At 62.8% G+C, this 13,559-nt stretch carries 13 protein-coding genes; 12 read left to right on the forward strand and 1 reads right to left on the reverse strand.

All coding sequences use genetic code 11. From position 1 onward, the window contains the following. Window positions 1-148: 148 nt before the first annotated feature. The 12 genes from KQH55_RS02475 (at window position 149) to cysM (ending at window position 12,196) form a co-directional block, all read left to right on the forward strand. Window positions 149-1,069 carry a prephenate dehydrogenase/arogenate dehydrogenase family protein gene (locus KQH55_RS02475; RefSeq protein WP_076797062.1) on the forward strand — a complete coding sequence of 307 codons (921 nt, stop codon included), beginning with the start codon at window positions 149-151 and terminating at the stop codon, window positions 1,067-1,069. 14 nt (window positions 1,070-1,083) lie between these two features. Further along, complete coding sequence (aroA, locus tag KQH55_RS02480) at window positions 1,084-2,400, forward strand: 3-phosphoshikimate 1-carboxyvinyltransferase (protein ID WP_235090134.1); 1,317 nt, start codon at window positions 1,084-1,086, stop codon at window positions 2,398-2,400. Between the two features lie 73 nt (window positions 2,401-2,473). After that, window positions 2,474-3,205, forward strand: coding sequence for a (d)CMP kinase (cmk, locus tag KQH55_RS02485; protein ID WP_076797064.1), 732 nt, complete (start codon window positions 2,474-2,476; stop codon window positions 3,203-3,205). A 176-nt stretch (window positions 3,206-3,381) separates the two neighbouring features. Further along, entirely contained in the window at window positions 3,382-5,115 is a 1,734-nt protein-coding gene (gene rpsA / locus KQH55_RS02490; RefSeq protein WP_306666069.1) for a 30S ribosomal protein S1, read from the forward strand. A 6-nt stretch (window positions 5,116-5,121) separates the two neighbouring features. Then, on the forward strand, window positions 5,122-5,451 hold the full coding sequence (locus KQH55_RS02495) for an integration host factor subunit beta (protein ID WP_076785279.1): 330 nt from the start codon (window positions 5,122-5,124) through the stop codon (window positions 5,449-5,451). Window positions 5,452-5,750: 299 nt separating this feature from the next. Continuing rightward, window positions 5,751-6,044 carry a lipopolysaccharide assembly LapA domain-containing protein gene (locus tag KQH55_RS02500; RefSeq protein ID WP_076785278.1) on the forward strand — a complete coding sequence of 98 codons (294 nt, stop codon included), beginning with the start codon at window positions 5,751-5,753 and terminating at the stop codon, window positions 6,042-6,044. Between the two features lie 36 nt (window positions 6,045-6,080). Then, entirely contained in the window at window positions 6,081-7,256 is a 1,176-nt protein-coding gene (gene lapB, locus KQH55_RS02505) for a lipopolysaccharide assembly protein LapB (protein ID WP_076797065.1), read from the forward strand. A gap of 83 nt (window positions 7,257-7,339) precedes the next feature. Continuing rightward, on the forward strand, window positions 7,340-8,740 hold the full coding sequence (locus KQH55_RS02510; protein WP_076785276.1) for a UDP-glucose/GDP-mannose dehydrogenase family protein: 1,401 nt from the start codon (window positions 7,340-7,342) through the stop codon (window positions 8,738-8,740). After that, complete coding sequence (rfaE1, locus tag KQH55_RS02515) at window positions 8,649-9,767, forward strand: D-glycero-beta-D-manno-heptose-7-phosphate kinase (RefSeq protein ID WP_235090135.1); 1,119 nt, start codon at window positions 8,649-8,651, stop codon at window positions 9,765-9,767. Before KQH55_RS02510 ends, rfaE1 begins: the two co-directional genes overlap by 92 nt. A 42-nt stretch (window positions 9,768-9,809) precedes the next feature. Beyond that, window positions 9,810-10,796: an ADP-glyceromanno-heptose 6-epimerase gene (rfaD, locus tag KQH55_RS02520; RefSeq protein ID WP_076797066.1), complete on the forward strand. Its 987-nt coding sequence runs from the start codon at window positions 9,810-9,812 to the stop codon at window positions 10,794-10,796. 80 nt (window positions 10,797-10,876) lie between these two features. Further along, complete coding sequence (locus tag KQH55_RS02525) at window positions 10,877-11,206, forward strand: helix-hairpin-helix domain-containing protein (protein WP_170872451.1); 330 nt, start codon at window positions 10,877-10,879, stop codon at window positions 11,204-11,206. A gap of 87 nt (window positions 11,207-11,293) precedes the next feature. After that, on the forward strand, window positions 11,294-12,196 hold the full coding sequence (gene cysM / locus KQH55_RS02530; RefSeq protein ID WP_235090136.1) for a cysteine synthase CysM: 903 nt from the start codon (window positions 11,294-11,296) through the stop codon (window positions 12,194-12,196). A gap of 3 nt (window positions 12,197-12,199) precedes the next feature. Here the strand turns inward: cysM and mltB are convergent, their stop codons facing one another. Further along, window positions 12,200-13,393 (reverse strand): lytic murein transglycosylase B, encoded by a 1,194-nt coding sequence (gene mltB / locus KQH55_RS02535; protein ID WP_373566351.1) that lies wholly within the window; start codon window positions 13,391-13,393, stop codon window positions 12,200-12,202. Window positions 13,394-13,559: the final 166 nt, after the last annotated feature.

A 13,559-nucleotide genomic window follows, 5' to 3' on the forward strand; every position in this document is an offset into this window, starting at 1 on the left:
CTGAAACATCATGTCAGCCATGCAATACGGTCGGTCCCACGTGCGTGCGCTTGCTTCCAATGAAGTGTTCCTCGCCGCACTGCAAAAGGCGTTGGCACCGTCCTGATCCAGCAGGTGCATACCGTACACTTTATTACATTATCGTATCGTGGCCGTGTTCTCGTTTAATAAACTTGTCGTCGTCGGCGTCGGGCTGATCGGCGGCTCATTGGCGTTGGCGCTGCGCGAGCGTCACGGCCGCACCGGCACGATCGTCGGTGTCGGCCGTGGCGCCGGCTCGTTGCGCACGGCACTTGAGCGGCGCGTCATCGATGAGGCGATCATGATCGACGATGACGCCGCGCTGGCCGGCGCGTTGCGCGGCGCGGATTGGGTCGTGCTGGCGGCGCCCGTCGCACAAACCCGTGCGCTGCTCGGTGCCATCGCGCCGCACTTGGAGCGATCCACGATCGTCACCGACGCGGGCAGCACGAAGCAAGACGTCATTGCCGCCGCCCGCGCCGCGCTAGGCGCGCGGCTCGCGCAGTTCGTGCCTGGGCATCCGATCGCCGGACGCGAATCCAGCGGGGTCGAGGCGGCGCTCGCCGACCTGTATGTGGGACGCAAGGTGGTGTTGTGCCCGCTCGCGGAGAACCCGCGCGTGTTAGTGGATCGGGTAGCTGCCCTGTGGGAGGCGAGCGGCGCCTCGCTGCATGAGATGACTGCGCAGCAGCACGATGCGGTTTTCGCCGCCGTCAGCCACTTGCCGCATGTGCTGTCGTTCTCGCTCGTCGAGACGATTCTGCGCGCGCCGGACGCAGCGTTGAAGCTCTCGTTCGCCGGCGGGGGCTTTCGCGACTTCACGCGGATCGCGGCGTCGAATCCGGAAATGTGGCGCGACATCTGCGTGGCCAACCGTGATGCGCTGCTAGACGGGATCGACGCTTACTCGGCTGTGCTCGGGACAGTACGCGCGGCGATCGCTGCGGGCGATGGTGCGACGCTCGAAGCGCTGTTTGCGCGTTCGCGCAGCGCGCGGGCGCAATGGGGCCACGAGCGTGACGCGGCGTCCGAGCTCAAGCGGTGCTGAAAGGAACTTCTATCATGGAATACCTCGATCTCGGACCCTACACGCGCGCGACTGGCACGGTGCGCCTGCCTGGCTCCAAGAGTATCTCGAATCGTGTGCTGCTGCTGGCGGCATTGGCTGAGGGCGTCACGACGATCGACAACTTGCTCGATTCGGACGATACCCGCGTTATGCTGGCCGCGCTCGAACAACTGGGCGTCGTGTTGCAGCATGACGCCGTGCAGCGGCGTTGCACCGTGACAGGCGCCGGGCGCGTGTTTCCAGTCAAACGGGCAGCGTTGTTTCTCGGCAACGCGGGAACCGCCGTGCGGCCGCTCACTGCGGCGTTGGCAGTCATGGGCGGCGAGTACCGACTGCATGGCGTACCGAGAATGCACGAGCGCCCAATCGGTGACCTGGTCGATGGCCTGCGGCAGCTCGGGGCGCGAATCGACTATGAAGGCAATCCGGGCTATCCGCCGTTGCTCGTGCATCCAGCGTCGATTCGCGCGAATGCGCCGATTCGCGTGCGGGGCGACGTATCGAGCCAGTTCCTGACTGCGCTGCTGATCACGCTGCCGCTGGTGGAGACGGCCGGCGGCGAGGCGGTAGTCGAAGTAGACGGCGAACTCATCTCCAAACCCTATATTGAGATCACGATCCGCTTGATGGAGCGCTTCGGCGTGCATGTGCAGCGCGATGGCTGGCGGCGCTTCATCGTGCCGGCCGCCGGCCGCGTGCGCTACCGCTCGCCGGGGCGGATCGTCGTTGAAGGCGACGCGTCGTCGGCGTCCTATTTCCTCGCGGCCGGCGCGCTCGCCCATGGGCCGGTGCGTGTCGAAGGCGTCGGGCGGGCCAGCATCCAAGGCGACGTGCAGTTTGCCGACGCGTTGGTCCGTATGGGGGCGAACGTGATGATCGGCGACGACTGGATCGAAGTGTGCGGGGTCGAATCAGATGATGGCAAGCTGCAGCCGTTGGACATGGATTTCAATCTGATTCCAGATGCCGCGATGACGATCGCAGTTGCCGCATTGTTCGCTAGCGGTATGACCACGCTGCGCAACATCGGCAGCTGGCGGGTTAAGGAAACGGACCGGATCGCCGCCATGGCCACCGAACTGCGCAAACTCGGGGCTCACGTCGAGGAAGGCGCGGACTACCTGCGTGTGGCGCCGCCCGCCGCGCTGACGCCCAATGCCGCGATCGACACGTATGATGACCATCGGATGGCAATGTGCTTTTCGCTGGCCAGCCTGGGCAATGTTCCGGTGAGGATTCACGATCCCAGTTGCGTCGGTAAGACATTTCCTGATTATTTCGACAGATTTGCCGCGATTGCGCGCGCTTGACCCCGTGCCGGCGGCCGGCCGGTCCGCGTGCGTAGGGTCGGCCGTTTGAAGTGTTTTAGTTTCCAATAGAGTAATGAAGTCCAATCGTCCATTTTATGAACCCGTGCCAGTCATCACGATTGACGGGCCGACGGCATCCGGCAAGGGCACGGTCGCGCAACTGGTGGCGGCGCACCTGGGCTTTCATTTGCTGGACAGCGGCGCGCTGTATCGGCTGGCGGCGCTGGCGGCGCAGCGCTATGGAGTGGGCAAGGACGACGTCGCCGCGCTGGTGGCGCTCATCGATGACCTCCATATCACCTTTCGCGAAGGCTGTGCGCAATTGGATGGTGTGGACGTCTCGACCGAGATTCGGCATGAGGCCGTCGGCAAGTTGGCTTCGGCGATCGCGGTACACGCGCCGGTGCGCGGCGCGCTGGTGGCCCGGCAGCGCGCGTTCCGCAAGCCGCCCGGCCTGGTCGCGGACGGTCGCGACATGGGCACGGTGATTTTTACCGACGCGGTATTAAAGGTGTTTTTGACGGCAAGTGCGGAGGCCCGCGCGCAGAGGCGTTATAAGCAATTGATACAAAAAGGGTTTTCTGCTAATATAGACGACCTTCTGCGGGATTTGCGCGAGCGTGATGCGCGCGATGCAAATCGCGCCAGCGCGCCGCTGAAGCCAGCGGCGGACGCGCGCCTGCTCGACACGTCCACGTTGTCGATCGGTGAAGCGGTTGATCGAGTCGTGGCCTGGTACCAGCAAATCGACCCAGCTACCGGTGCGGCGAAGGCGGGTCATGGCCGGCAAGGCCCGCAGGCGTGAGCGTTGCGGCTATACCGTGACGGACCGGGCAGTAATGCATCGGTGGTGAGGCTTCGTAGTGTCCGATGCAGTTGTGATGAATAGCAGTACCGTAGGTATTCCACAGTGACGTGGGATGTGTTTTCAACCCTTAACCCCGCATGCGGTCGCCGGCGATCATGAAGCCGAGTCCCGCCATGCACCATTTCATTTTTATGTCCGACCTGCAAACCTCTAACCCGAATACTGAATCTTTTGCGGCTCTGTTCGAAGAGTCGCTGACCCGCCAGGACATGCGCGCAGGCGAAGTGATCTCTGCCGAAGTCGTGCGCGTTGACCACAATTTCGTGGTCGTCAACGCGGGTCTGAAGTCTGAAGCCTACATTCCGATCGAAGAGTTCCTGAATGATCAGGGCGAGGTTGAGGTGCAGGCGGGCGATTTCGTATCGGTCGCGATCGACGCCCTCGAGAACGGCTATGGCGATACGATCCTGTCGCGCGATAAGGCCAAGCGTCTTGCTTCGTGGCTTGCGCTTGAAAAGGCGCTGGACAACAACGAGCTTGTGACCGGCACGATCACCGGCAAGGTCAAGGGCGGCATGACCGTGATGGTCAACGGCATCCGTGCGTTCCTGCCCGGCTCGCTGGTTGACACCCGTCCGGTCAAGGACACGACGCCGTACGAGGGCAAGACGCTCGAGTTCCGCGTGATCAAACTGGACCGCAAGCGCAACAACGTCGTGCTGTCGCGCCGCGCGGTGATCGAAGCCACGCAAGGCGAAGAGCGCGCGAAGCTGCTCGAGACGCTGAAGGAAGGCGCGATCGTCAATGGCGTCGTGAAGAACATCACCGACTACGGTGCGTTCGTTGACCTCGGCGGCATCGACGGCTTGCTGCACATCACCGACATCGCGTGGCGTCGCGTGCGTCACCCAAGTGAAGTGCTGTCTGTGGGCCAGGAAGTGACCGCGAAGATCCTGAAGTTCGATCAGGAAAAGAACCGTGTGTCGCTTGGCATCAAGCAGCTCGGCGACGATCCGTGGGAAGGCATTTCGCGTCGCTACCCATCGGGCACGCGGCTGTTCGGCAAGGTCACGAACATCACCGACTACGGCGCGTTTGTCGAGGTCGAGTCGGGCATCGAAGGCCTCGTGCACGTGTCCGAGATGGACTGGACCAACAAGAACGTCGCGCCGAGCAAGGTGGTGCAGCTCGGTGACGAAGTGGAAGTCATGGTGCTCGAGATCGACGAGGACCGCCGCCGTATCAGCCTCGGCATGAAGCAATGCAAGCCGAACCCGTGGGATGACTTCAGCCGCAACTTCAAGAAGGGCGACAAAATCACCGGCGCAATCAAGTCGATTACCGATTTCGGCGTGTTCATCGGCCTGCCGGGCGGGATTGATGGCCTGGTGCACTTGTCGGACCTGTCGTGGAGCGAATCCGGTGAAGAAGCGGTTCGCAAGTACAAGAAGGGCGACGAGGTTGAGGCCATGGTGCTCGGCATCGATGTCGAGAAGGAGCGCATCTCGCTGGGTATCAAGCAGTTGGAAGGCGACCCGTTCAACAACTTCGTGGCGATGAACGACAAGGGCTCAACCGTCGATGGTACGGTCAAGGCTGTCGATCCGAAGGGCGCCGTGATCCAGTTGAGCGCCGAGGTCGAAGGCTATCTGCGGGCGTCGGAAATCGCGCAGGACCGTGTCGAGGACGCGCGCAATGTGCTGAAGGAAGGTGACAAGGTCAACGCGATGGTCATCAACATTGACCGCAAATCGCGCGGTATCCAGCTGTCGATCAAGGCGAAGGATTCCGCGGAGCAGCAGCAAGCGATGCGCGGCCTGCAAGCCGACAGCAGCGCGGCCGCCAGCGGCACGACTAACCTCGGTGCGTTGCTCAAGGCAAAGCTGGACGGTCAACAGAACCAGTAAGGCAGCATGACCAAATCCGAGTTGGTCGCTCAACTGGCGCTGCGATTTCCGCAACTTGTCCTAAAGGATGCGGATTTTGCAGTCAAGGCGATGCTCGATGCGATGTCCGACGCGCTTGCCAATGGTCATCGCATCGAGATACGCGGCTTTGGCAGCTTTGCACTGAATCGTCGTCCGGCCCGGATCGGACGCAACCCCAAGTCTGGCGAGCGAGTCCAGGTCCCGGAGAAATGGGTGCCGCACTTCAAGCCGGGCAAGGAGTTGCGCGAGCGGGTTGACGGCAAGGCCGGCCAACCGATGAAGGCCGACAGTGCCGAGGCGTCGGACGACGCATGACGACAATATCGGGAGGCCTGCTGTTTCGGCAACCATCGAAAAAGCGCCATTTGGCGCTTTTTCTTTGACTGGCATCGCACGGTGCCGGCGGCTCCGGTGACCGGTTGTGGCCAAACACGCACGCCGTTGGGCGTGCCAGTAGGTGAGTGCGAGCGCTTCCATTACAATACGGGCACTTTCTCCGGCCCCCGGCCACGGTTCGGTTCCCTGCCACGGCCCGGCTACCCGATGCGCGGGTGCGGGTCGTTTGTCCAATTCGCTGGCGATCCGCTGTCCGGTCGCCGTCATCGAGATTGCCCATGAAGCTCATTGTCTGGCTGATCCGTGTCATCGTATTCGTGTTGCTGCTGGTGCTGGCGCTTGCCAACACGCAAGGCGTGACACTGAACTTCCTAGCCGGCTATACGTGGAATGCGCCATTGATCGTGATCGGGCTCGCATTTTTCGTGGTCGGCCTGCTTGCCGGGCTGGTGTCGGTGCTGCCGGCGGTCTTCCGGTTGCGGCTCGAAAACGGCCGACTCAAGCGCGAGCTGAAGACGGCCCGGCAGACACCAGTGACGACGGACGAACCGCCGATGCCGCCGATCATCTGACGCGTCCGGCACGCGTATGCTCAACGAATCACATTCATGGATCTTGATTTCTGGTGGTTGCTCATCATCCCGGTGGCCTTCGGGCTGGGCTGGGTCGCGGCCCGCTATGACCTGAAACACCTGCTGTCCGAGAGCGCGAACTTGCCGCGCTCTTACTTCCGGGGTTTGAATTTCCTGCTCAATGAGCAACCGGATCAAGCCATCGACGCGTTCATCGAAGTGGTGAAGCTAGATCCGGAGACAACCGAGCTTCACTTTGCCTTGGGCAGTTTGTTTCGTCGGCGCGGCGAGACGGAACGCGCGATCCGGGTTCATCAGAACCTGCTGTCGCGTGAGGACTTGCCGGCCAACGAGCGCGACCATGCATTGTACGAGCTTGGCCAGGACTTTTTAAAAGCTGGACTGCTCGATCGGGCGGAAGAGACCTTCCAGCGGTTGCACAGTGGCGGCTACGCACTCGGTGCGTTGCGGGCGCTGTTGACCATCTTCGAAATCGAGAAGGACTGGCACAAGGCGATCGAGGCGGCGCAACGAATCGAGGCGATGGGCGCGCCGCCGCTGGGCAAGGAGATTTCGCAATTCCACTGCGAGCTTGCGCAGGAAGCGTTGCAGTACAAGCGGATAGACGATGCACGCAACGCACTACAACAGGCGCTGCGGTGCAACCCACAGAATGTGCGAGCAACGATCCTGAGCGGCGATGTTGAGATGGCGTGTCACGAACCGACGCGGGCGCTCGAGTATTGGCGACAGGTCGAGCAGCAGAATCCCGCCTACTTGCCGCTGATTGCCAACAAGCTGATGCAAGCGTATGCGGCGACCGGCTGGTCGGCGCAGGGCGCCGCGCTGTTGACGCACTATGTCGAGGCGTATCCGTCGAACGATCTGCTTGACGCCGCCTACAAGCACATCGCCGAGTTGCGTGGCGCGGATGCCGCGCATGCGCTGGCGCGTACGCAGATGCAGAAGTCACCCAACCTGGCGGGCATGACGCGGCTGCTCGAAGCGCAGATTGCGGTGGCCGAAGAGCCTCGCAAGGGCGAACTGGAACTGATGCGCACGTTGATCCGGCAGCGCACGAAAAATCTGCCGCGATATACGTGCCAGAACTGCGGTTTTCGGGCGCGGTTATTCTACTGGCAGTGCCCCGGCTGCAGCGGCTGGGAAACCTACGCGCCGCGGCGGGTCGAGCCGATCGCGGCGGCGAGCTGACGGTGCACGACACGCCGATTGTGATCGGCGTGCTGCGCGCGGTCCTGGAAAAGGACCGTGAACCTCATCGGATTTAAATAAGCATGAAAATCACCATTATCGGCACAGGCTATGTTGGCCTGGTCACTGGCGCATGCCTGGCGGAGTTGGGTAACGACGTGTTCTGCCTGGACGTGGATCCGCGCAAGATTGAGACTTTGAATGGCGGGGGCGTGCCGATCCACGAGCCGGGGCTCAAGGAGCTGATCGATCGCAACCGCGCGGCGGGGCGGTTGCAGTTCTCCACGCAGGTGGAAGCGAGCGTGGCGCACGGGGATGTGCAGTTCATCGCGGTGGGCACGCCGCCGGACGAGGATGGCTCGGCGGACCTACAGTACGTGCTGGCGGCGGCGCGCAATATTGGCCGGCACATGCAGGGCTTCAAGGTGATCGTGGACAAGTCGACGGTGCCAGTGGGCACGGCCGAGCGAGTGGGCGCGGCCGTGGCCGAGGAGTTGGCACGGCGCGGGGCGGGGCACGGTTTCTCGGTGGTGTCGAATCCGGAGTTTTTGAAGGAAGGCGCGGCGGTGGACGATTTCATGCGTCCTGACCGGATCGTGATCGGCAGCGACGACGACGAGGCCGGCAAGTACGCGCGCGAGCAGATGAAGCGGCTGTACAAGCCGTTCAACCGGAACCACGAGCGCACGATGTACATGGACGTTCGCTCAGCGGAGTTCACCAAGTATGCGGCCAACGCGATGCTGGCCACGCGGATCTCGTTCATGAACGAGTTGGCGAACTTGGCGGACCGGGTGGGGGCGGACATCGAGGCGGTGCGCCGGGGGATCGGCTCGGACCCACGCATCGGCTACAGCTTTTTGTACGCGGGGGCGGGCTACGGCGGCTCTTGCTTTCCGAAGGACGTGCAGGCGCTGATGCGTACGGCGCACGAGTATGGGCGCACGCTACGGATCCTGGAGGCGGTGGAGGCGGTGAACGACGCGCAAAAGAGCGTGCTGGTGGACAAGATCACGGCGCGGCTGGGACAGGACTTGAGCGGGCGCACGGTGGCGGTGTGGGGGCTGGCGTTCAAGCCGAATACGGATGACATGCGCGAGGCGCCGAGCCGCACGTTGATCATGGCACTGCTCAGGCGCGGGGCGACGGTGCGCGCGTACGACCCGGTGGCGATGCAGGAGGCGCGGCGGGTGTTGGCGTTGGACCTGCGCGATGAGCCGCAAGCGCAGGCGCGGCTGTCGTTCGTTCCCACGCAGGCCGAGGCGGTGCACGGCGCGGACGCACTGGCAATCATGACCGAGTGGAAGGCGTTCAAGAGTCCGGATTTCAACGCGCTCAAGCGTGCGCTGAAGGCGCCGCTGGTGTTCGACGGACGCAACTTGTACGAGCCCAATGCGATGGCCGAGTTTGGCATCGAATACTACGCGATTGGCCGCGGTACGGCGCCGGCCAATGCGATGCTCAGTGAGGTGCAGCGTGTCTGACAAGCCGATTTCGCGCTTGGCGCTGTATGCCGCGAGCGAAGCGGCCACCGCCGACGCGGCGAGCGCGTCGCAACAGGTGCCGACCGTGCGGCGGCCACAGCTTGCCACTTCGCGCGTGCTGGTCGTCGGCGACGTGATGCTGGATCGCTATTGGTTCGGCGATGTCACGCGGATCTCGCCGGAGGCGCCGGTGCCCGTCGTCCACGTGCAGCGTACCGAGGATCGTCTGGGCGGCGCCGCCAACGTCGCGCGCAACGTATCGGCGTTGGGCGCCCAGGCGGGACTGCTGTGCGTGGTGGGACATGATGAGCCGGGCGAGCGTATCGTCGAGCTGCTCGGCCAGAGCAGCGTGAACGCGCACCTGGAGCGCGATCCTGCATTGCCGACGACGATCAAGCTGCGCATCTTGTCGCGCCAGCAACAATTGCTGCGGATCGATTTCGAAAAGACGCCGGCGCACGAGGTATTGCTGGCCGGACTGGCGAAGTTCGAGACGCTGCTGCCCGGCCATGATGTTGTGTTGTTGTCCGACTACGCGAAAGGTGGCCTGACGCACGTGAGGCGGATGATCGAGGCCGCGCAGGCAGCCGGCAAGCCCGTGCTGGTTGACCCGAAGGGGGATGACTGGGAGCGCTACCGCGGTGCGACGCTGATTACGCCGAACCGGGCGGAGTTGATTGAGGTCGTCGGCCACTGGAAGTCCGAGGCGGACCTGCATGCGCGCGTGGAGGCATTGCGCGCCTCGCTGCAGTTCTGCGCATTGCTGCTGACCCGTTCGGAGGAAGGCATGACGCTGTTCACCGATGCCGGCGTGTTGCACGAGTCGGCGCTTGCACGCGAAGTGTATGATGTGTCGGGCGCAGGCGATACGGTCATCGCGACGCTGGCGACCATGCTCGGCGCCGGCGTGCCGCTTGCCGAGGCGGTTCGTCAGGCGAATCGCGCCGCCGGCGTCGTGGTCGGCAAGCTCGGTACCGCGACCGTGAGCTACGACGAACTGTTCCCCGACCCGCCGGCATCGGCCTGATGTGCGGCACGTGCCTGAACTTATTCCACGGATGCGCAATTTATGACCATCATCGTTACCGGCGCGGCCGGCTTCATTGGCAGTAACATCGTCAAGGGATTGAACGAGCGCGGCGAACGCCGGATCATCGCTGTCGACAACCTGACACGCTCGGACAAGTTCCGCAACCTCGTCGATTGCGAGATCGACGACTACATCGACAAGCGCGAGTTTGTCGAGCGCTTGCGCCGTCATGACTTCGGCAAGGTGCGTGCAGTATTTCACGAAGGTGCCTGCTCCGACACGATGGAAACGGACGGGCGCTACATGATGGACAACAATTTCACGTACAGCCGCGCGGTGCTGGAAGCCTGCGTCGCGCAGCGTGCCCAGTTCCTGTACGCGTCGTCCGCGGCGATCTACGGCGGCTCGACGACGTTTGTTGAGGAGCGGGGTTCGGAAAGTCCGTTGAACGTCTACGGCTACTCGAAGTTTCTGTTCGACCAGGTCGTGCGGCGCATGCTGCCCGATGCAGCAAGCCAGATCGTGGGCTTTCGCTATTTTAATGTCTATGGTCCTCGCGAGACGCATAAGGGGCGTATGGCGTCGGTGGCATTCCACAACTTCAACGAGTTCCGTGCGCAACGCCACGTCAAGCTATTTGGCGAATACAACGGTTATGCGGCTGGCGAGCAGACGCGGGATTTCGTGTCCGTCGAAGATGTGGTCAAAGTGAACCTGTTTTTCTTCGATCACCCGGACAAGTCGGGCATTTTCAATCTTGGTACGGGCCGTGCGCAACCGTTCAACGATATCGCGATGACTGTCGTGAACACGTTACGCGAACTCGATGGCAAGCCGGCGTTGCCGCTTTCTGAACTGGTCATGAACGGCACGCTCGAGTACATCGCATTTCCGGACGCGCTGCGCGGCAAGTACCAGTGCTTCACACAGGCCGATCTCACCAAGCTGCGCGCCGCCGGCTATGAGGCTCCGTTCTTGACCGTGCAGGAAGGCGTGGCGCGCTACGTGCGTTGGCTGAACGGCTGACTGCGGCAGCACCCTCGTCCTTCGTAGACTAGCATCCTGTGTCGGCGATGGCCGCCGGTGCGAGTTCGTTGGGAGATTCGATGGGTACGCTGCTCAATACGCTGAACGCGCCGCGCATGGCGGTGGTGCTGTGGCTGACCGCGGGCTTGGCCGCGGCGTCGCCACGCGTGCAGATCAACGCTGCGGATGACGCGATGCTGCAGACGATCCGCGGGATCGGTCCATCCACTGCGCAGGCAATCATCGAAGCTCGGGACGCGCAGGGCCCGTTCAGTAGCGCGAACGATCTCGTGCGACGCGTCAAGCGCGTGGGTGCGAAGTCGGTGGCGAAGTGGCAGGCACAGGGCCTGGTTTTCGATGCCGCGTCGCCGGAACAGCACTGCGCGCCCGCAGCCGCGAGCGTGCGGTAACCCGCATTGCGGCAACGGTGCGCGAGCGCGCGTGCGCGGTTCCGCTTTACAATAAAAAGTTGCGACCTTTCCCGGGCAAGGGCAGCCATGGCTTATAAAACAATTCAAGACACAATCGGCAACACGCCGCTAGTTCAACTGGTCAGGCTGCCTGAAGATGACATCCACAGCCGGGGCAATGTGATTCTGGCTAAGCTCGAGGGAAACAATCCGGCCGGATCAGTGAAGGACCGTCCCGCGCTGTCAATGATCAGCAAGGCTGAGCAACGCGGTCGCATCAAACCAGGAGATACGCTGATCGAGGCGACCAGCGGCAATACGGGCATTGCGCTGGCGATGGCGGCAGCGATCCGAGGCTACAAGATGGTGCTGTTGATGCCAGAGGATCTGTCGGTCGAGCGCCAGCAGAGCATGGCCGCGTATGGCGCGCAGATCGTGCTGACGCCGGTCAAAGGCGGCATGGAGTATGCACGCGACCTGGCCGAGCAAATGCAGCGCGACGGCAAGGGCGTGATACTCGACCAATTCGCCAACCCGGATAACCCGGCTGCACACTACGAGGGTACCGGACCAGAGATCTGGCGTGATACTGATGGGCGTGTCACGCATTTCGTTTCGTCTATGGGCACCACCGGCACGATCATGGGCGTGTCGCAATACCTAAAGGAGCAGAACACGCGCATCGAAATCATCGGCGCACAACCGGACGAGGGTTCCCGTATCCCGGGCATTCGCAAGTGGCCGGACGCGTATCTACCGAAGATCTTCGACCGCGCGCGCGTGGACCGCATCGAGCACGTGAGCCAGCCGGCATCGGAGGCGATGGCGCGCCGGTTGGTTGCCGTCGAAGGCATTTTCTGCGGCATTTCGTCCGGTGGGGCCTGCGAGGTTGCGTTGCGCATCGCGCGGCAAACGCAGAACGCTACTATCGTGTTCATCGTTTGCGACCGTGGCGACCGGTACCTGTCGACAGGCGTGTTCTCCGCGTAACCGCTACTGCAGCGCGGACGGCGCGGCGGGTGCTGCCGGCCGAGGCGGTGTCGCGGAAAGGGCTTGCATCTGCGCCTTGACCCGTTCGCCCAGTTGATACACCGCCAGTGCATAAAAGAAGCTGCGATTGTAACGGGTCAACACGTAGAAATTTCTTAACCCGAGCATGTACTGCGGGGGTTGTCCGGGGGTGGGCAGTTCGACCACGGTCACAGGTGTTCCGGCTTCGCTTGCCGTATCGACGCCGCGTTCATCGAGTAGCATGCCGGCGCGCAACAGTTGTTGCAGCGCCCAGCGAGGTTCGGCCTGCCCGTGCGCGGCGGCCTGCGCAATGCCAATGCTGCCGGCATCCGCGCGAATGTGCCATACGACCGGCCGGCCGCTTTCCCAGCCGTGCTGCTTCAGATAGTTGGCGACGCTGCCGATTGCATCGGCCGGGCTGTTGCGCAAGTCGATACGGTGATTGCCCTCGTAATCGAGCGCGTATTCGATGATGCTGCTCGGCAGGAACTGCGGGATGCCGATTGCGCCCGTGTAGGAGCCCAGCACCGTGGTCGGCTCGATGCCGGCACTGCGGGTCCAGACCAGGAAGTCCTCTAGGTTCTTGCGGAACAGCGTCATGCGTTGCGTGCGATTGGACGTGTCCGGATAATCGAACGCGAGGGTGGTCAGCGCGTCGAGCACGCGGAAGTTGCCCATGTACCGGCCATACAATGTTTCGACGCCGATGATGCCGACGATCACTTCCGGCGGCACGCCGAATTGTTCGCTAGCTTGTTGCAGCACCGCCTTATTCTGTTGCCAGAACTCCACACCCGCGTTGATGCGCACCGGTTCAATGAAGCGTGCCTGGTATGCCTGCCAATTCTTAAGTGTTGGCGTTGGAGCGGGAAGTACCAGCTTGACCGCGGTTTTCGAATACACGGCTTGGTTGAACAGCGCGTGCAGCGCCTTCGAATCGAAATCGTACCGGGCGACCATGTCGTTGATGAACGCATCGACATTCGGATTGGCCGCATAGCGCTGCGGCACGATTTCCTCCTCGAACGTCTGGCCTGGCGGCACCGGCGTCTCCGGTTGCGCCTGGGCGACGATCATCGGGCGGGAGCCGCTCGGCGCCGTGCTGATCGGCGCGGCGAGCGCCGCGCCATGCGCGGTGGCGAGCATGAACAGCACCGCCTGTGTCCCGCGGGTCATTACGCGGTTAGGTCTCGATTGAAAACGGGGACAACGGTGGCACGACAGTAGGTCGAACAAGACGGTCATGGCAAGGCGTGACAAGTAAAGCGGCGAACGAATACGGCAGTGCGTTGGTGTTGCCCAGACAATGCGCCGATGCGCAAAGGGCGGCACGCCGGGTGGA

Source organism: Mycetohabitans sp. B3 (assembly GCF_021498065.1).
In the GTDB taxonomy this organism is placed as follows: Bacteria; Pseudomonadota; Gammaproteobacteria; order Burkholderiales; family Burkholderiaceae; genus Mycetohabitans.

What these genes read in the sequence shown, in the direction of transcription:
- cysM (WP_235090136.1), top strand. Translation starts at nt 11,294, where the DNA reads ATGGCTTATAAAACAATTCAAGACACAATCGGCAACACGCCGCTAGTT.
- rpsA (WP_306666069.1), top strand. Translation starts at nt 3,382, where the DNA reads ATGCACCATTTCATTTTTATGTCCGACCTGCAAACCTCTAACCCGAAT.
- mltB (WP_373566351.1), bottom strand. Translation starts at nt 13,393, where the DNA reads ATGACCCGCGGGACACAGGCGGTGCTGTTCATGCTCGCCACCGCGCAT.
- KQH55_RS02525 (WP_170872451.1), top strand. Translation starts at nt 10,877, where the DNA reads ATGGGTACGCTGCTCAATACGCTGAACGCGCCGCGCATGGCGGTGGTG.
- rfaE1 (WP_235090135.1), top strand. Translation starts at nt 8,649, where the DNA reads ATGCGATGGCCGAGTTTGGCATCGAATACTACGCGATTGGCCGCGGTA.
- lapB (WP_076797065.1), top strand. Translation starts at nt 6,081, where the DNA reads ATGGATCTTGATTTCTGGTGGTTGCTCATCATCCCGGTGGCCTTCGGG.
- KQH55_RS02510 (WP_076785276.1), top strand. Translation starts at nt 7,340, where the DNA reads ATGAAAATCACCATTATCGGCACAGGCTATGTTGGCCTGGTCACTGGC.
- aroA (WP_235090134.1), top strand. Translation starts at nt 1,084, where the DNA reads ATGGAATACCTCGATCTCGGACCCTACACGCGCGCGACTGGCACGGTG.
- KQH55_RS02500 (WP_076785278.1), top strand. Translation starts at nt 5,751, where the DNA reads ATGAAGCTCATTGTCTGGCTGATCCGTGTCATCGTATTCGTGTTGCTG.
- cmk (WP_076797064.1), top strand. Translation starts at nt 2,474, where the DNA reads ATGAAGTCCAATCGTCCATTTTATGAACCCGTGCCAGTCATCACGATT.
- rfaD (WP_076797066.1), top strand. Translation starts at nt 9,810, where the DNA reads ATGACCATCATCGTTACCGGCGCGGCCGGCTTCATTGGCAGTAACATC.
- KQH55_RS02495 (WP_076785279.1), top strand. Translation starts at nt 5,122, where the DNA reads ATGACCAAATCCGAGTTGGTCGCTCAACTGGCGCTGCGATTTCCGCAA.